We start from the raw sequence: 16,752 nt of genomic DNA on the forward strand, positions 1-16,752 counted from the left end.
GCCCGATCTCCTCTTTCTGCCCGGCGTTCTATACTGATTATTCTGTTTGCTCTCAGGAGTCAGAAAATGACAGACGAAAAGCAGCACACCGATATGCCGGCGTCCGATCTGAAGGTAGATGTTGAGGGTTTACTGGCGGCGATTCAGGCGAAAACGTCAGGAGAGATACGGGAATATATGGAGCAGGGCCAGATGCCACGGCTTGAAGTTGAAGGCCAGATTTTTCACTCGTATACCGAACTGGCAGAAGCGTTTGAAATCGACATCTGTGACTATCGCGCCTATGAAGCTAACCGCTGAAATCGATTTCAAAAAAATACCCGGCGGGAAGGCCGGGTAAAAATTCAATTCGTTACACCAGGGAATTCTTAACACCTCTGCAGATTACGCGAACGCGTCACCAAAACAAGTATCAGATATGCACGTTTCTGCAACGAACCGGGTCGTTATGGGGCAATAGTTACCGAAAACACCGCGCCTGCCAGTGACTTAGCGCCCGCACACTTCCTGCATCCCTCGCTTTCCCCCCTTTCTTTTTTAAGATTTATCCTGGATTTTCACTCAGCGTGGCAGGAAAAAAAGTGTGAGCCATATTCAACTATAATATTGAAAAATCGCTGCTTTAGCCGCGAACGTGATGAAAGGAGCCTGTTAATGCCCGATCTTCAACAGCCGTTAATGATTATTACCGATCTCGATGGTTCCCTACTCGACCACCATACCTATCGCTGGGATGCGGCCACGGAGTGGCTTACCACGCTGAAACAGCACGAGGTTCCGCTGGTGATCTGTTCCAGTAAGACAGCCGCCGAAGTCATTCCGCTGCAAAAAAAACTGGGGATCAGTGGTTCACCCTTTATTGCCGAAAACGGTGCCGTGGTCCAGACGCAGGATCAGCAGCGTATCCGTCTGCCTGATAATACACTGACCTATGACGCACTCTGCCAGCGGCTGGCCGCATTGAAAACAGCCTACCGTTTTACCGGCTTTCATGATTTCTCCGATCCGGAAGTGGCCTCAATGACCGGACTGAGTGAGGCAGATGCCGCGCTGTCACGCCAGCGCGACGCGTCTGAAGTGATTGTCTGGCGCGACAGTGACGAGGCTTTCGATAGCTTTCAGGATGTACTGGGTGCTGAAGGGCTGGCACTGACGCAGGGCGGCCGTTTCTGGCATGTGATGCCAGCAGGCTGCGGCAAAGGCGAAGCGCTGCGCTGGCTGCTGGACCATTCTCCCGGTGAAGCGCCCATCACAATTGGCCTCGGTGACGGGCCGAATGATGCGCCGATGCTGGATGCAGTAGATTATGCCGTAGTGATTAAGGGCTACAGTAAAACACCGGTAACACTCAGCCGGACCGATCAGCAGCAGGTCTATCACACCGCTCACCATGGCCCCGAAGGCTGGCGTGAAGGACTGGACTATTTTTTGACTCAACCTCAATAAGCTGCCCACGGGCATTAAAAGGATGATGCGATGAGTGACTTTTATCAGAATGGCGTAATCACCAACTTCCACAACCTTACCCACCGTAGCGTGGAGTCGCTGGAAAAAGAGATGGTTCGCTTTGCCCGCAAACGCAAAATGGGGCTGATCCTGCCATCGCTGTTTTCTGAACTTGAAGGCCCGGCGCTGACGAAAATCGTCGATGAGCTGGCGAAAGTGCCCTATCTGGATGAGATCGTGATTGGTCTGGATCGGGCCGACCGCGACCAGTTCCTGTTTGCCCGCGAGTTCTTCTCCCGCCTGCCGCAACGGCATCGCATTCTGTGGAACGACGGCCCGCGTCTGAAAGCCATTGATGCAGAACTGGATAAAGAGGGTCTGTCGCCCACTAATCCCGGCAAAGGGCGCAACGTCTGGTTCTGCACCGGCTATACGCTGGCGTCGGACCGCACCAGCTGCGTGGCGCTGCATGACTGCGATATCGTGACCTATGAGCGCGGCATGCTGGCGCGCCTGCTCTATCCGCTGGCTAACCCGGCGTTTCAGTATGAGTTCTGTAAGGGCTTCTATGCGCGCGTCGCGGATGGCAAGCTTAACGGCCGCGTCGGACGTCTGCTGGTCGGGCCGCTGCTGCGCTCATTGCAGAAAGTCTATGGTCATTCGGAATACCTGGATTACCTGACAAGCTTCCGCTATCCGCTCTCCGGCGAGTTCGCCATGCGAACGCATGTGCTGAACGGCATCAAAATTCCTGGCGACTGGGGTCTGGAGATTGGCGTGCTGTCGGAGATTTACCGTAACTACACCACCCGCCAGTCGTGCCAGGTTGAGATAGCCGATAACTACGATCACAAGCATCAGCCGCTGGCCGAAGATGATGGCACCGGCGGCCTGAAGCGCATGAGCAGCGATATCGTCCAGTCCCTGCTGCGTAAGCTCGCGACCATGGGTGTGCCGCTGACCAGCGATTCATTCCGGGTGCTGAAGGCAACCTATTACCGTAATGCGCTGGATATGATGGAGACCTATAACCACGAGGCGGCAATGAACGGACTGAAGTTTGATCAGCACGTCGAAGAGGCCGCGGTAGAGATGTTTACTCAGTCGATTCTGGAAGCGGGACAGGCGTTTATTGAACGTCCTAACGATAAGCCGTTTATACCCAGCTGGAGCCGGGTTCAGTCGGCGTTCCCGGATGTATTGCAGCGCATCTATCAGGCGGTTGAAGAGGATAATGACGGTAACGTCTGAAACAGGGCGGCACAGGGCGGCACAGGGAGTGTGCCGGGCCTCAGGCAGTCAGAAACCGGGTCTGTCGGGTCTCTGACCCTCAGGCCTGAGGCTCTCAGCTTGCCAGTTGTTGCGCAGGATTCAGCGCGCAAAGTTCATCACTGCGAAAAGCCTCGCTGCGCACGGCATAGCCGTCATACCAGCGGCATTCCACCATGCCACTGGCGTAGCCGGTCACCACCATCGTGTGACCTTCTTCCTTGTGCTGCACTTCTTCACTGATTGCGAAAACCATGGGGCGCTCCTTTCATGCGTGTTATTAACCTGAGTGACTATTTTCTTTATAGCAGGCAAAGCCGACCCTTGCCTGTTAAGGCACGCAAAAAACGGGCAAATTCAGAATTAAGCAGCTGGATATGCGGAAAATAAAAAAAGCGGATAAAACTTATCCGCTTTGATGAAGTGTTGACGCTGACGTCAGATTTTACAGCCTTCGCAATCGGCTTCGTCACCGAGATCATCCGGCACTTCGCTGGCTTTTTTCTCTGCTTTCGCTTCAGCCTGCTCAAGCTGTGCGTCGATATCAAATTCAAACATGTCGTCGTTCATCGTCATTCTCCTGACCGTAAATCACAGTGCGCTTTATACCGATTTTCCGCGCACTCTGGCAATAAGGTTGACCACTAACAGCACGATCGACCCAATGATAAAGCCCAGCACCAGGTTTGCGCCGTTGCTAAGCAGCATCGCGATCCAGCCGCTGAATCCGCCGCTGACTTCCTCAATCAGATGATGCAGCGGCGCAATGCCATGCACCACGATACCGCCGCCGACCAGGAACATCGCCAGGGTGCCGACCACCGAGAGAATCTTCATCAGCCAGGGCGCGGCGGCCAGCAGCACGCTGCCAATACCCTGCGCAACGCGCGACGGTTTCTCACGCAGCCAGAAGCCAAGATCATCAATTTTTACGATGCCCGCTACGATGCCGTAGACGCCAATGGTGACCAGAATGGCGATGCCCGCCAGGATGATCACCTGGTTGAGCAGCGGCGCTTCCGAGACAATCCCCAGCGTAATCGCGACAATTTCTGCCGAGAGGATGAAATCAGTGCGCACCGCACCTTTTATTTTCTTTTTCTCATACTCTGCCGCGTTCTGATTCGCCAGCGAATCCAGCCGCTGCTGACGTGCTTCCGGTGATTTGCTCTGCTTGTCGTGCTGCAGACTGTGCATCACCTTTTCCACGCCTTCATAGCAGAGATAGGCACCGCCCAGCATCAGCAATGGCGTGATCAGCCAGGGCGCAAACGCAGAAATAATCAGCGCCAGCGGCACCAGAATGAGTTTGTTGAGAAACGATCCTTTCGCCACGCCCCAGACCACGGGCAACTCACGGTTGGCTTTTACGCCGGTAACCTGCTGTGCATTCAGCGACAAATCATCGCCCAGTACGCCAGCGGTCTTTTTCGCCGCCACTTTTCCCATGACGGAAATATCGTCCAGAAGTGTTGCAATATCATCAAGTAAAGTCAGTAAACTGGTGCCCGCCAAAATCTTATCCTTAATCTGGTTCGTTATGTTGACAACATGGGCAGCGCTCAATTTCCGTTACGGTCATCTCAGCGATGCCCTCACAATCCCACTCCACCCGCACCACATCACCTTCTGCGCCTTCAGCATGCAGGTATTTGCTGACCGGGCTTTCGGTCATGCCGGTGATCTCCTCCGTAGCGATAAGCCTGTCGCCGCAATAGACCCGCGCAGTGGCTTTAGTGTTCACCATCCGCTCGTCACGAATCTGGTAAAGGCGTTTAACCGTCAGTTTTATGCTGCTCATGTCAGGCTCCTGGCCACGGAGAAAGCGCAGATCTAACCAATTATGGTCCTGATTAGCAATCCGCGTTGTAATGATGAATGCCCTGATGGTCGATCTCGGCACTCTCCGACATTGCCAGCAACCACTCCTCCAGCCGTTCCAGCAGATCCTGATCCGCCAGGCGCAGTTTGCCACGCAGCGCACATTCCCAGATGATCAGCACTTTCCAGCCGCTTTCCTGCAGCTGGCGCACATAACGCCGGTCACGTTCAACATTGCTGTTGATTTTTCCGGTCCAGAATTCCGTGCGCGTCGCCGGCAGCTTAAACAGATAGCAGTGATGACGATGCCAGAAGCAGCCATGAACAAAAATAATCGCCTGCTGTTCGGTCAGGACAAAATCAGGTCGTCCCGGCAGGTTTTTATCCTGCACGCGAAAGCTGAATCCCCGATCTTTCAGTAACAGCGCAATACGTTGCTCAATGGCCGTATCCTGAGCGCGAATGGCACGCATATTTTTACTGCGTGTTTCGCTGGAGTGAACATCAGCCATAACTTCTCCTTTTTTGCTGGTTCTGTAACTTTAGCCTGCGCCACGAAAAGCGAAAGCCGCTGCCGGGCGACTTCGGAGATTACGCCGCAAAAACAGAAGTTTCCGGCGGTCTGTCACAGGGCACATCCCGGCAATTTCCTCGCAGCCTCTGGAGTGTTAGCATAGGCTGCTTACTGTTAAGGAAAAACGCATGCATCCCGCCGCCCTCGCTGAACCACTCTCTGCTGCACTTTCATCTGCTGATGCGTCTGAACTCTTTGGACAGGTGCTGGACATCTATTCGGTTCGTGATCTCACGGCCCGACTGCAGCAGGCGGGATTTTCCTGCTGGACACCGGCCCTGCTGAACCGGATCCGTCAGGGTAAAAGCGCCCTGCCGCCACTGTGTGAGGCGGAGCTGTCGCTGTTGCAGAGTCTGCTGCCGTCCCGGCCCGCCCACTATGATAATCCTGAGTTTCGTTTTATCGATCTCTTTGCCGGCATTGGCGGCATCCGTAAAGGATTCGAGGCAATCGGCGGCAAGTGCGTCTTTACCAGTGAATGGAATAAAGAGGCGGTTCGCACTTATAAAGCCAATCACTACAGCGATCCGCTGGAGCATCACTTCAATACCGATATCCGGCAGGTGACCCAGCCGGAAGGTCTGACTGACGACGAAGAGATATACCGCGCGCTCGATGCGGCAATCCCCGATCATCAGGTGCTGCTGGCCGGTTTTCCCTGCCAGCCCTTTTCGCTGGCGGGTGTCAGCAAGAAAAATGCGCTGGGCCGCGCCCACGGGTTTGAATGTCAGGTGCAGGGCACGCTGTTTTTCGATGTTGCGCGCATTCTGGCCGCCAAGAAACCACCGTTTTTTGTGCTGGAGAATGTGAAAAACCTCAAGAGCCACGATAAGGGCCGTACCTTCGCCATTATCATGGAGACGCTGGATGAGCTGGGCTATGACGTGGCCGATGCCGGAGCCGGCAGTCCGGATGCCAAAGTGATCGATGCGCGCCACTTCCTGCCCCAGCATCGCGAACGTATTGTGCTGGTGGGGATTCGCCGTGACCTGAAAAAGCAGGATTTTACGCTACGCGATATCCGTCGTTTCTATCCAGCGCAGGTGCCCAGCCTGCAGAGCCTGCTGGAAAAGGCGCCCGACGACAAATATATTCTGTCGCCGGTGCTGTGGCGCTACCTCTACCAGTATGCGAAAAAGCATAAAGCAAAAGGCAACGGCTTTGGTTTTGGCCTTAACGATCCGCGTAATCCTGACTGCTGCGTGCGGACGCTGTCAGCACGCTACTACAAAGATGGCTCAGAGATTCTGATCGACCGCGGCTGGGACAGCGCGCTGGGTGAAGCGGAGTTTCAGGATGCGGATAATATGGCACGGCGTCCGCGTCGTCTTTCTCCGCGCGAATGCGCACGCCTGATGGGCTTTGATGTGCCGGGCCGCGAGCCGTTCCGCATTCCGGTCTCAGATACCCAGGCCTATAAGCAGTTTGGTAACTCGGTGGTCGTGCCGGTATTCGCAGCGGTCGCCCAGCTGCTGCTGCCGCATATTCGTCAATTGAAGTCGTAATCCCGTCCAGATTAGCTGTGAGATTGCGCCAGCTCAGGGAACAGGGTCAGATCGGAAAGACGCAAAAACTGTCATCCATGACTGCTCGGCCCGCGCCGTCCATGGCGCGGGACGCTTTCCTCTTCTGACCCTGTTCCCTGCGCGTTGAATTATTGCGTTGCGGACAGATTTAACGGATTTAACCCACGAAGGAATTAAAAAACCCGTCTTGCGACGGGTTTCTGTTTTATTTCTTCTTCTTGCTCTGCTTCTTCAGCAGCAGGCGAATCTGTTTCAACTCGCTGGCGCTCAGTCCATCGGTTTTCACGTCAGCGGCACCCGTTTCATCGGCGCCCTCTTCAGTGATGTCCTGATTATCAATGGCCGGATGCGGATGCGTTTCCAGACTGGCCTGCAAACGCTGCACAATTTCCTGGCTCATTGAAATCTGGTTTTCCAGCGCCAGCTGTTTAATCGTTTCTTTCAGCTCGGGATCAATTTTAATCGTTAAATTAACAGTTTCGGTCATCGGGCAGCTCCTTTTTGTTATTGCTCACACGCTACCGGATGACCGTTTCGATTAACATACTGTCATAAAAATTTAATATTCGGTTTTCAATGGGGTGAAATCCCGCAGTACGCCCTCATCCATCCCCACCAGATTGCCCTGAAGCTCGGCATAAAGCTTCGCCATGTAGCGCACCAGGAAATCGGCGTTATGCTCAGCCAGCATGCGGCCGGTTTCGGTATGCATGGTTTCCGGCAGACGCAGCAGCTTCTTCTGGAAATGGTCCAGCGTCCACTTAACATCATTCAGCTCGCGATCTTTACCCAGCGGATCCTGACTGTCGAATAACGGGCGATTCAGTGCACCGGCCGTGTAAAAGACCCGCGCCAGTCCGATTGCGCCCAGCGACTCCAGCCGGTCTGCATCCTGCACGATTCTGGCTTCGAGCGTCTCTGGCGGGATACCGGCGCTGAAACTGTGGGTTTTAACGGCATGCATCACGGCTTCAATCTTTTCTGCCGGGAAGTCGAGAAAATCCTGCTGCAGAATGCGCTGCGTTTCCGTCGCGGCATAAGTAGAAGCGAGATGCCGTTCCGGATGATTCTTGGGAAGATTCACTACATCATGAAAATAGCAGGCGGTGAGCACCACCAGCGGGTCCGCCTTCGTGCCGGTCATGATTCGCTGCGCGCTCATCCAGACGCGTCGCAGATGGGCGATATCGTGCGCGCCGTCATCGTGGATCCAGTTCGCCTGAAACCAGCTTTCATAGCGGGATTGCCAGAGTGTAAGTGACATAATCTATCTCCCTGTAGTGATCGACAGCCGATTCACTGTCGTGATCAGTGCGCAAACGGCAAGCCATCATAGCGACTGGCTAATGACACTTTTTTTACAGTGCTGTTGAAAAGAGCGGCGCTGCCAGCGATTTCGGGCAGAAAAATGAGATCTGGATCATCTGTATAGCACCTATGTTACATAAATACCGCAATTTCGGCGGTTTTCAGCCTTTCCTCAGTGAATTGCTGCTAAGAAAATTAGTTTAACAGCAGTAATGTTTGATTCATTCTGAACCAGTTAAACTGGCCGTGCTTAGCATTTTTTTGTCACGCAATTAATTGTAAAAGTGTGGGCAACAGCAGGTGAAAAAGTCTGAAAAGGTTCCTATTTTTATTGTTATAACGTACTGTATCCGGGCTGTTCGTCGCGTTCTGCTGATTGCGTGATAAGCTTTGGTGCGCTTTTTGCATTTTGCTGGTTTTTAACACCCAACGTGACAATTTTAAAGTGACTGTCAGGCGACAAATTATTAAGCAAAATGATTTAAAGCTTTTATGATAACTCTCAGATGTGAAGCAAATGGACGTTTACAGCAGTAACCGGGTTCTACTAATAAAAAGAGGTAATCCATGAAAGAACGGCCGATTCTTTTTTCCGAACAGCGTGTTCGTGCCCTGTTGGTTGGCCAGCAAACACAAACCCGGCGCATTATGAAAACTCAGGCTTTCGGGCCGGGACAGGATCATCACGAAGGCGTTCATGCTTTCGACGTGAGTGCTAACCATCTGCATGGCTACAAGATGATGTCGATGACCGACATCAGCTATCAGTGTCCCTACGGCAAATCGGGCGACATCCTCTGGGTACGTGAAACCTGGCGCGGCCCGATGGTGCCAGAAAGCGATCTGGCCGAATATGAACGTGACCCGACGCCGTTTCGCCTGCCGGAATATTGCCAGTATCGTGCCGACAGTAATGAGCTGGGTCAGCATGCGATGAGCACCCCGGAAGCTGAGGAGTTTGGCTGGCAGACCGCCATCCACATGCCGCGCTGGGCCAGTCGTATCAACCTCGAAATTACCGGCGTACGTGCGGAAAAGATTCAGGATATCAGTGAGGATGACATTATGGCGGAGGGCGTACAGACCGACTCGCACTTCCTTAATAACTTCTTCACCATGAACGTTAATTCTGAGTCACCTAAAGAGGCGTATCGCAAAGCCTGGGAAAAACAGTACGGCGCGACCAGCTGGGAAGTGAATCCCTGGGTCTGGGTTATTGAATTTCAGCGCGTTGAACGCAGGTAATGCCTCAACCCTGCGCTTTGCGGGTTGAATCACAGACAACGGCCGCGCTAACGGGTTGAATAGACAGCCTTCAGCCCTGAAGTCAGACAGAAGATGCCAGCATTCGATGCTGGCATTTTTATGTCTGCCGCGTCAGGATAATGACATAGCCCGGTTCTGTGCAGGAGTTGCGATGTTTAAATGGCCCTGGAAAACGCATAACGACACCATGCTGGCGGCACTGCCGTGGCAACAGGCGCTGTCACAGCCTGTCTTCAGCCCGCTGGATGAGTCTGAACAGCAGGCGCTGGTGGAGCTGGCAAAGCGCTTTCTGCAACAGAAAAAACTGGTGCCTCTCGGGGGCGTTCAGCTGGATGAACTGCGCAGCGTGCGGATCGCCCTGCTCTTCTCTCTGCCGGTGCTGAAGCTGGGTCTGGAGTGGCTGGACGGTTTTCATGAGGTGCTGATCTATCCCGAACCGTTTGAGGTTGACGATCAGTGGCAGGATGAAGATGGGCTGGTTCACAGCGCGCCTGCCGTTCACGCCGGACAGAGCTGGACCCAGGGACCGGTCGTCCTCAACTGGCTTGATATTCAGGACTCTTTCGATCTCTCCGGCTTTAATCTGGTGATCCATGAGGTGGCCCACAAACTGGATGCGCGCGGCAGCGGTTATACCAGCGGCGTTCCGGTCATGCCGCTGCGTGACGTAGCCCAGTGGGAAAAGGATTTGCGAGCCGCGATGGCAGAGATTGAAAGTGAAGTGGAACTGACAGGCGAACAGGCTGCGACTATCGATCCCTACGCGGCCAGCGATCCGGCGGAGTGCTTCGCCGTACTCTCTGAATATTTCTTTACGGCTCCGGTTCTGCTGGCCGAACGCTTTCCCGCCATGTATCAGCATCTGCGCCAGTTTTACCAGCAGGATCCCCTGAGCAGGATGGCTTCTGACACTGCTCAAACTGCTTAAATCCCGATCGCATTGCGCTAAAGCTAGCCAGTTGAATGATAATGTATTTTTTGCTGTTGACACCTCAGTGCGACGCCGCTAATATTCGCCTCGTTCAAACGATTCCTCTGTAGTTCAGTCGGTAGAACGGCGGACTGTTAATCCGTATGTCACTGGTTCGAGTCCAGTCAGAGGAGCCAGAATTAGAAAAGCCCGCTCAGGGAAACCTGAGCGGGCTTTTTGCTTTTCAGTATTGCCAATTTTCTCCTCCTTTCTGATTATCCATCCGGACCCGCCTGCGGTTACCTGCATATTCCTGATGAGTCCGGCGGCTATAACTGCAAAAAACCAGCCGGGTAATCCCTGCTCTGACTGGCTTGTCTCCTCGGCTAACGATTACTCGGGAATAGTCAGTACCTGACCCGGCGCAATATTATCCGGGTTGCTGAGGATGTTTTTATTCGCCTCAAAGATTTTTATATATTTTGATGCGTCATTATAAAACTGCTTAGCGATTGCGCTGAGCGTGTCACCCGATTTAACGGTATAAGTGCGATCACTTGCTGCTGAGGCATCGGTCTTATTCTCAACATTTTTATCAACGCTATGTAACAACTCATCGCCAATATTTTTAATATTATCCAGAATGCTCATAATTACTCCCCTATCGTTTCCGATACGTTTAGTTTAATTAAAAAAACAGGATTGCCAGACAAATACTGCGCGGCGTACGATACACCTGCTTTTATTTCGTGGATTAAACCACTGCTAAACGTGCAGTAATTTATATAAAAAGAAGGATGTTAATTGATGGGTATAATGTCATGGGTTGTATTTGGTTTGCTCGCCGGTATTATCGCCAGATGTATTATGCCAGGTAAAGAACATATGGGCATTTTCATGACCATGATTCTGGGTATTATCGGCGCGCTGATTGGCGGTGTCGCCAGTACGGCTCTGGGCTTTGGCAAGGTCAGTGGTTTCAATATTTACAGCATTGCGATTGCAACCCTGGGTTCAATTATTGTGTTATTTGTTATTCATAAAATCAGAGCATGTAAACAGTCTTAAGCGCTTACTATTCAGGGGAAATAAAATGAGTTTACTGGAAACGGTGCTGGCGATGTGCGGCCTGAATACTCAGACCAGTCAGGAAGTGAAAGGTGTGCTGGAGTGGGTGGAGCAGCAAGGCGGTTTACACACTATCGTGAGCCACCTCCAGAGCGGCGAGTACAGTGAGGTGGTTAACTCCTGGCTGGGCGATCAGCAGAACGTTGCCCTGAGCAGCGATCTGGTGCAGAAGATGATTAACTCTGAGGCCATTGAACAGCTGGCTGCGCGGATGGGTATCAACACCAGCGATGCACTGAATCTGCTGGTTAAATATCTGCCACAGCTGGTGGATAAAGCGTCATCTGCAGGTGTGATTGATAAAAAAACCGATCTCACCGGGCTGGTCAGTCAGTTAATGCACTGAGCGTGATGCTAGTTAAAGATAAAAGCCTGCGGTTAAAGTATGGGCTTTTATCTTTTAGATTTGGGAGGTAGGCGTCACTTTGTCTCAGTTCGCCCAGCCATTTCGTCCGTTCTGCCTCACTGGCATTTTCCTTCAGCAGTACCGCGCTTTTCTTCGCTTCCTCAAGGCCTTTGATATCGCCCATGGTCGTGACGATGTTCGTCATCTGGCCGCTGATTTCACCGGCTAACTGAGCGGTCTGAAGCCGCTTCTGCTCTTACTCTTTGTCAAAGATCGCGCTGATGCTGTCACTGGCATGTTCAGTGTCACGGCTGAGCGCCGATACGTCCTGGGTCTGCCTGTTCTGATCGCGGACAATGATTGTGCCATTTGCCACGGCGGCCTGGGTAGTGCCTTCGGCGTGCCCTTTATTATTCAGACCCGATAACAGCGTGCTGGCACTGTTAGAGGCGGCGTTAGCAAGCATCTTTTTACCCATGCCGGCGCCATTCGACAGCGCAATGCCGCCGCCGCTGTGGCTGACTTTATAATCAGCAGAGGCGCAATCCGCAATGCAGAGTCGAGGCGGGTTAACATGGATATACAGTATGAAAGTTTATCTTTAACAGATATTCCGGGAGGCTAAAGGAAGAAGGGATAAGCGAAATGCAGACCTGAAAAAAAGAATCCGTTTTCAGAGTCATCTCGCAGTTTATTACTTAGCTTTCAGCGAGTTTGAGCAGCAGAAGGTGTATATTTAAACAGGAAAAATATCACAGGAAGCGCATAACGAGAGATTTTTAGCGCGGCTGAAGCGGGGTGCAACCCGCAGCAGCCGCTAACCACAAGCAACTATCGAGGAGTTGATTATGGCTGACACGCATCATAAGCCAGAGACCCGCACGGCCACAACCGCTGCGCATTATTACAGAGTCGGATACCGGCCTAACAGGGGCCAGCCGAACCCGCTGCCACAGCTGACCATTAAAGGCCGCTAGCTGGAAGCGCTGGGCTTTACGACCGGGCAGAAGATTGAAGTGATCCCGGACGCGGGGCAGCTGATCATCCGGTTGGCTAAGGAGTGATCTGCTGGTAAAAAGATTCCGGTTTTCAAAGGCCGGGACTGAGTGTTTATTCGATTGAGGATTTTTGTTTTTTTCTTTCCTTTAACCAGATTTTTATCCAGATTCCGACACCCAGAATAAGGCCTCCGACATATCCAGATTTAAATAAAGATGTGAAAACATCATTCCAACTGAATGCGAAAAAGCCATTATCGAAATGGATAATAGAGGATCCAAGTAGCACTGATATAATATCGAAAAATAGAAATAGCATCAGACACATAAATATTAACTTTATTAATAAGAGTAAATTACTTTTTATTTTCATTTCCCCCTTCCCATCTAAATTTCCTTTTACATAATTTCCTGTTTTCTCACTAATATAGCTACCACCAATAACACCAGTTAAATCAGAAACTGCCTCTTCCGCAACTTTTGATGTCACGCCTTTAAAGCAGAGGCCCGGCAAGATGGCCGGACCTCTTGTCTTAACTTTTTTTTTGATAACGTTCATCTTGTTGAATAAGGGGTTCCATTTGCTCTTCCCACATACTTTTCTGATAGGACTGCCATTCCGTTGCTTCTGTTCGATTATGGATGCAATTTCTAATTTTTTTTATGGCTAAATTAAAATCAGCACTACTCAGTTCAGTAAAACTAATCTGATCAAGTACTAAGACCTCCATTATTTTTTCATGGATATCTGGGCAGTCACTCTGCAATGCCTCATCGAACAGCGCCTCTAATGCATTAGAAGCTTGCCTATTCAAAGTAACATGCAAATTTTTCCCCTCTGGATAACCGATAAAAAAAGTTGCTCCCATAACACTTACCTCATGATGATGATTTTTTCTTGTTGTGATTTAGGCAATGTCTTGATGTAGTCAGTAAATATTTTCTGATTACCTGGCGACAATACGCTGAAGTCAACAGGAACAATGTCGGCTTTGTTTAAGTGATCCAATATTTGTTGCTTGCCATCTGGTAACTTTTCAGGTGCTTTTGAAACGGTCATGTTCTTCTCAAAAAACTTATTGATCCCATCAACTTCTTTCTGAGACAAGTTCTTTGTTGTATACATCAAATCAACCGTTTTACCTGCGTTAGAGCCACTGCTTATAATAAAATCAGGTGTTTTCCCACCAGTATCAGGCGCTCTTTCTAGTGTCCCTAACACATCTTCAAGCCTTGCAGCTGCCGCAGCTTCTGCGGGATTTAACTTCCCATTACCAGTGACATCTGGCGTGTTTAAACGCTGCTGCCCTTCTAAAGGAGTCGAATTTATTTTTACCTCATAAATCCCATCTGCATTCTTAACAAGTGAACTTGCTACCCCTGAAGCCGAAGCTTTATTGTTGAGCGCTACATCCTTCCCGAACTGCTTCGCCAGTGCACCAGACGCGACTACAGCACTCACTCCACTCGCGATGTACATGGAACCAATATAGGATCCTGCTCTCGCTTTGGCCTCATCCTCCGTGTACCCAAACGACATGAATGCCTGAGTATACCCTTCCAGAATATTGAATACTTCCTTCGCATTCGGATCTGTAGAGTTCAGCAAGTTCACTATCTGCTGGTAACCCGCCTGAGCCTCTTTCGGATTCTGGTAAGTCTGGTTGAAATAGGTATCTTGCGCGACCTTCGCTTTCGCTCTTTCTGCCTGACAGTCAGCACCTTTGCCATTACAGGCCGCATAAACAGCCAAATCGCTTTCCAGATCCTTACGATTCAACCTCTCCTTATCTTTCTGCTCTTCTAGCGTCAGGTTCTGTTTGTTGTTGAGATATGTCTGGCGGCTCTTCTCTGTGCTGCTCAGATAGTTATTCTCAACCTCAGTTCTACCGGCAAACGCCCCACTACCGACCCCAGCGCTGCCATCAACCGCACCGCCCGCAGTTGCGCCTGCCAGCGTTACAATGTTGGCAATCAGCATCCTGTCATCGGCTGACAGTTCCGATACCTCTTTACCGTATAGCAGGTGACTGAGCGCGTCGTTATAGCTGAGCATCCCTGCAGTCAGTCCACCCGCCGCGCCGCCAATAGCGCTGCCACCCTGCGCTTTGGCAATCAGTCCTGATGCCAGCGTGTGCAGCAGCACCCACTATAGCAGCTCACCATCAAGGGCCGCTGGCTGGACGCGCTGGGCTGTACCACCGGGCAGAAGATCGAGGTGATCCCGGACAATGGGCAGTTGATCATCCAGCTGGCTAAGGTATGATCGGCATATACAAAAATCCCAGCAATAGATGGCTCGGGTTTATTATAGGTTATTGTTATGACTAAAAAAAATACAGATATAAGCAAGTTCTTAAGTTATATACTACGCCATCAACCAGAAACTATAGGTTTATCATTAGATAGAGAAGGATGGGCTGTTATAAGCGATCTTATCCTTTGCTCCATTAAAGAAGGTTACGCACTCGATAATAATCTCCTTCATAACATTGTGGATAACAGTGATAAAAAACGCTTTACAATTTCAGATGATGGGTTGCGAATCCGGGCAGCTCAAGGACACTCAACAAAACAAGTTAATATCGCTTACAGCGAAGTAATACCCCCAAATATTTTGTATCATGGAACAGCTACCCATTTTATATCTGCAATTCAGGAGCAGGGTCTTATCCCTTCATCACGGCAGTACGTACATCTTTCATCAGATGAAGATACTGCAATTAAAGTAGGGCAACGACATGGAAAACCAGTAGTGTTAAAAATAAACGCCCTAGATATGTATGAACAGGGTTTTAAGTTCTTCCAAGCTGATAACGGAGTCTGGCTAACCGACAGAGTTCCTTATATATTTATTCAGTAATAACTACTCTTCGTCTTCTGCCTGTTCAGTTTTATGGCGGGCAGACTCAAGACGCGCCATTTTTAGCCATTCTGAGAAGCTATCTGTGTATCCTCTGTCTTCCCAGCCTGCTGAAGCAAAGGCGTGAACATAATATACTTTTGGATCGGCTGACGTATCTTCACCATCAAAACAGACAATATCATCCGAATAACGCCAGTTCGCGAAAGGTATCAATTTTCGTTCTGGATAAAGCGTTCTAACTTTTTCGCACCAAAAATCAACATAATTCTGAGCGTGGCAAAATAACCACTAAGGCTCAATATTTTCCAATTCACTTCCTGATATATAATCAATAAAACTATCAGGAAAAGAAAATCAAAAATATAAGTAATTTTTATACATACTTGCTCTTTCAGACATTTACTTACCCTTTCCGGTTATTCTTGGCGAATCGGATGAACCACTGGGGTTTTTGTTACCAAAACCGCCACTCTGGTTATTTATTCTTCCTAATATAGCATCACCCCATGTTTTAGCAGAACCAAAACGTCCCGATTCCACCATATCTTTCGGTAATGGGTCATCAAAGCTTCTGACGTTAGTCTCAACTTTTATACCTGCTTCTCTGGCTGCACTGATCCTGGTATTATCCATGCTAGTCATTTTTCCATCAGGCATCTTGATAACATCAACTGGATCACCTTTCCAGCCATCTTTTTTCATACTGGAAACAAGGTCATCGTAAGTGTATTTCACACCAGTATCTCGATCTGTCTTATTGTAAGAAACGGTATTTTGCAAAAAACGAATTTCGTTAGCATCAAATGAAGAAGTATTTCCTGCCGGTTTAACCGTAGTTGGCGGTTCATTGATTCCTTTTTTCCCAATCCCTGCCGCAATACCCGCAGCACTGGTTCCAACAGCCTGAGCCAGCGAGTTAATCGCAAGCTGTTTCGCCTCTTCCGAATCATCGGACATCAACGCATTATGAATCGCTGCATTTCTGTCCGCCTCAAGCTGGATCGTCGTTACCTGAAGGAAGGAAAGCTCGTTCTGTGCTGCCGCACTCAGACCGCCATCAGCTCGGGCTTTTTCCAGCAACTCACTGGTACGGTTAGCATAATCAGTCTGCAACCTGCCAACATCATTCGCTTTATCAACACAGTCCTTAGCGCCGGAGCAGTTCACCACGCTGTCATGCTGCTCAGCATTTATTTTCTTATATTTTTCAATAACGGCATTGCAGGCATCACTCTGACACTGGGTCATTTCGTTGGCACGATCCAGGTTTTGCTGGACGCTCAACGCATTATTC

22 protein-coding genes, 1 tRNA gene and 3 pseudogenes are annotated in these 16,752 nt (G+C 50.4%); 12 read left to right on the forward strand and 14 right to left on the reverse strand.

Features of this window, described 5'->3' with window-relative positions:
* The first annotated feature begins 66 nt into the window (after positions 1–66).
* The 3 genes from AC6I8E_RS11340 (at position 67) to AC6I8E_RS11350 (ending at position 2,697) form a co-directional block, all read left to right on the forward strand.
* Positions 67–300 (forward strand): DUF2525 domain-containing protein, encoded by a 234-nt coding sequence (locus AC6I8E_RS11340; protein ID WP_013358295.1) that lies wholly within the window; start codon positions 67–69, stop codon positions 298–300.
* 354 nt (positions 301–654) lie between these two features.
* Positions 655–1,446 (forward strand): mannosyl-3-phosphoglycerate phosphatase-related protein, encoded by a 792-nt coding sequence (locus AC6I8E_RS11345; RefSeq protein WP_346435416.1) that lies wholly within the window; start codon positions 655–657, stop codon positions 1,444–1,446.
* A 30-nt stretch (positions 1,447–1,476) separates the two neighbouring features.
* Positions 1,477–2,697, forward strand: coding sequence for a glycosyltransferase family protein (locus tag AC6I8E_RS11350; RefSeq protein ID WP_013358297.1), 1,221 nt, complete (start codon positions 1,477–1,479; stop codon positions 2,695–2,697).
* Between the two features lie 94 nt (positions 2,698–2,791).
* Here AC6I8E_RS11350 and AC6I8E_RS11355 read toward each other — a convergent pair whose 3' ends face one another.
* From AC6I8E_RS11355 to AC6I8E_RS11375, 5 genes are all read right to left on the reverse strand, one after another.
* Entirely contained in the window at positions 2,792–2,971 is a 180-nt protein-coding gene (locus AC6I8E_RS11355; protein WP_013358298.1) for a YodC family protein, read from the reverse strand.
* Positions 2,972–3,153: 182 nt separating this feature from the next.
* Positions 3,154–3,285: a hypothetical protein gene (locus tag AC6I8E_RS11360; protein WP_003854444.1), complete on the reverse strand. Its 132-nt coding sequence runs from the start codon at positions 3,283–3,285 to the stop codon at positions 3,154–3,156.
* 33 nt (positions 3,286–3,318) lie between these two features.
* On the reverse strand, positions 3,319–4,230 hold the full coding sequence (locus AC6I8E_RS11365; RefSeq protein ID WP_013358299.1) for a DUF808 domain-containing protein: 912 nt from the start codon (positions 4,228–4,230) through the stop codon (positions 3,319–3,321).
* Between the two features lie 10 nt (positions 4,231–4,240).
* The gene (locus AC6I8E_RS11370) at positions 4,241–4,516 is read right to left on the reverse strand and encodes a hypothetical protein (protein WP_095706998.1); all 276 of its coding nucleotides are present in this window, start codon (positions 4,514–4,516) and stop codon (positions 4,241–4,243) included.
* Positions 4,517–4,568: 52 nt separating this feature from the next.
* Positions 4,569–5,048 (reverse strand): very short patch repair endonuclease, encoded by a 480-nt coding sequence (locus AC6I8E_RS11375; RefSeq protein WP_013358301.1) that lies wholly within the window; start codon positions 5,046–5,048, stop codon positions 4,569–4,571.
* A 190-nt stretch (positions 5,049–5,238) separates the two neighbouring features.
* Here AC6I8E_RS11375 and dcm point away from each other — a divergent pair, with 190 nt between their 5' ends.
* Positions 5,239–6,615 carry a DNA (cytosine-5-)-methyltransferase gene (dcm, locus tag AC6I8E_RS11380; protein WP_497823987.1) on the forward strand — a complete coding sequence of 459 codons (1,377 nt, stop codon included), beginning with the start codon at positions 5,239–5,241 and terminating at the stop codon, positions 6,613–6,615.
* Between the two features lie 226 nt (positions 6,616–6,841).
* On the opposite strand, the gene AC6I8E_RS11385 is transcribed toward dcm, so the two are convergent.
* Both AC6I8E_RS11385 and AC6I8E_RS11390 read right to left on the reverse strand, forming a co-directional pair.
* Positions 6,842–7,123, reverse strand: coding sequence for an Arc family DNA-binding protein (locus AC6I8E_RS11385; RefSeq protein ID WP_013358303.1), 282 nt, complete (start codon positions 7,121–7,123; stop codon positions 6,842–6,844).
* A gap of 72 nt (positions 7,124–7,195) precedes the next feature.
* On the reverse strand, positions 7,196–7,900 hold the full coding sequence (locus AC6I8E_RS11390) for a phosphohydrolase (RefSeq protein ID WP_013358304.1): 705 nt from the start codon (positions 7,898–7,900) through the stop codon (positions 7,196–7,198).
* Positions 7,901–8,511: 611 nt separating this feature from the next.
* Between AC6I8E_RS11390 and AC6I8E_RS11395 the strand changes: the two genes are divergently transcribed.
* The 3 genes from AC6I8E_RS11395 (at position 8,512) to AC6I8E_RS11405 (ending at position 10,317) form a co-directional block, all read left to right on the forward strand.
* On the forward strand, positions 8,512–9,189 hold the full coding sequence (locus AC6I8E_RS11395) for an ASCH domain-containing protein (protein ID WP_033783409.1): 678 nt from the start codon (positions 8,512–8,514) through the stop codon (positions 9,187–9,189).
* A 172-nt stretch (positions 9,190–9,361) separates the two neighbouring features.
* Positions 9,362–10,138 (forward strand): DgsA anti-repressor MtfA, encoded by a 777-nt coding sequence (mtfA, locus tag AC6I8E_RS11400; protein WP_497823988.1) that lies wholly within the window; start codon positions 9,362–9,364, stop codon positions 10,136–10,138.
* Positions 10,139–10,241: 103 nt separating this feature from the next.
* Positions 10,242–10,317 (forward strand) — tRNA-Asn (locus AC6I8E_RS11405).
* 196 nt (positions 10,318–10,513) lie between these two features.
* Here AC6I8E_RS11405 and AC6I8E_RS11410 read toward each other — a convergent pair.
* Positions 10,514–10,774: pseudogene (locus AC6I8E_RS11410) on the reverse strand (LysM peptidoglycan-binding domain-containing protein); the annotation flags it as partial.
* A 153-nt stretch (positions 10,775–10,927) separates the two neighbouring features.
* Between AC6I8E_RS11410 and AC6I8E_RS11415 the strand changes: the two are divergent.
* Both AC6I8E_RS11415 and AC6I8E_RS11420 read left to right on the forward strand, forming a co-directional pair.
* Positions 10,928–11,188: a GlsB/YeaQ/YmgE family stress response membrane protein gene (locus tag AC6I8E_RS11415; protein ID WP_201253092.1), complete on the forward strand. Its 261-nt coding sequence runs from the start codon at positions 10,928–10,930 to the stop codon at positions 11,186–11,188.
* 25 nt (positions 11,189–11,213) lie between these two features.
* A complete protein-coding gene (locus AC6I8E_RS11420; protein ID WP_377797668.1) occupies positions 11,214–11,594 on the forward strand; it encodes a YidB family protein in 381 nt (126 codons plus the stop codon).
* On the opposite strand, the gene AC6I8E_RS11425 is transcribed toward AC6I8E_RS11420, so the two are convergent.
* Together AC6I8E_RS11425 and AC6I8E_RS11430 are read right to left on the reverse strand one after the other, a co-directional pair.
* Positions 11,575–11,799: a hypothetical protein gene (locus tag AC6I8E_RS11425; protein ID WP_497823989.1), complete on the reverse strand. Its 225-nt coding sequence runs from the start codon at positions 11,797–11,799 to the stop codon at positions 11,575–11,577. The two genes, AC6I8E_RS11420 and AC6I8E_RS11425, sit on opposite strands and share 20 nt — an antisense overlap.
* A gap of 51 nt (positions 11,800–11,850) precedes the next feature.
* Positions 11,851–12,072, reverse strand: a complete 222-nt coding sequence (locus AC6I8E_RS11430) for a hypothetical protein (protein ID WP_497823990.1) — start codon at positions 12,070–12,072, stop codon at positions 11,851–11,853.
* 370 nt (positions 12,073–12,442) lie between these two features.
* Between AC6I8E_RS11430 and AC6I8E_RS11435 the strand changes: the two are divergent.
* Positions 12,443–12,658: pseudogene (locus AC6I8E_RS11435) on the forward strand (SymE family type I addiction module toxin).
* A gap of 46 nt (positions 12,659–12,704) precedes the next feature.
* On the opposite strand, the gene AC6I8E_RS11440 reads toward AC6I8E_RS11435, so the two are convergent.
* The 3 genes from AC6I8E_RS11440 to AC6I8E_RS11450 are packed head-to-tail and all read right to left on the reverse strand — an operon-like array spanning position 12,705 to position 14,738.
* Positions 12,705–13,151 (reverse strand): hypothetical protein, encoded by a 447-nt coding sequence (locus tag AC6I8E_RS11440; protein WP_497823991.1) that lies wholly within the window; start codon positions 13,149–13,151, stop codon positions 12,705–12,707.
* Positions 13,126–13,461 carry a hypothetical protein gene (locus AC6I8E_RS11445; RefSeq protein ID WP_312217403.1) on the reverse strand — a complete coding sequence of 112 codons (336 nt, stop codon included), beginning with the start codon at positions 13,459–13,461 and terminating at the stop codon, positions 13,126–13,128. Before AC6I8E_RS11445 ends, AC6I8E_RS11440 begins: the two co-directional genes overlap by 26 nt.
* A gap of 5 nt (positions 13,462–13,466) precedes the next feature.
* Positions 13,467–14,738: a VENN motif pre-toxin domain-containing protein gene (locus tag AC6I8E_RS11450; protein WP_497823992.1), complete on the reverse strand. Its 1,272-nt coding sequence runs from the start codon at positions 14,736–14,738 to the stop codon at positions 13,467–13,469.
* Positions 14,739–14,747: 9 nt separating this feature from the next.
* Here AC6I8E_RS11450 and AC6I8E_RS11455 point away from each other — a divergent pair.
* A pseudogene (locus tag AC6I8E_RS11455) lies at positions 14,748–14,858 on the forward strand (SymE family type I addiction module toxin); the annotation flags it as partial.
* Positions 14,859–14,915: 57 nt separating this feature from the next.
* Positions 14,916–15,455: an RNA 2'-phosphotransferase gene (locus AC6I8E_RS11460; protein WP_497823993.1), complete on the forward strand. Its 540-nt coding sequence runs from the start codon at positions 14,916–14,918 to the stop codon at positions 15,453–15,455.
* Positions 15,456–15,857: 402 nt separating this feature from the next.
* Here the strand turns inward: AC6I8E_RS11460 and AC6I8E_RS11465 are convergent, their stop codons facing one another.
* The gene (locus AC6I8E_RS11465; protein WP_497823994.1) at positions 15,858–16,742 is read right to left on the reverse strand and encodes a hypothetical protein; all 885 of its coding nucleotides are present in this window, start codon (positions 16,740–16,742) and stop codon (positions 15,858–15,860) included.
* Between the last annotated feature and the right edge of the window lie 10 nt (positions 16,743–16,752).

Source organism: Pantoea sp. X-Soil-YNGN-785 (assembly GCF_059730585.1).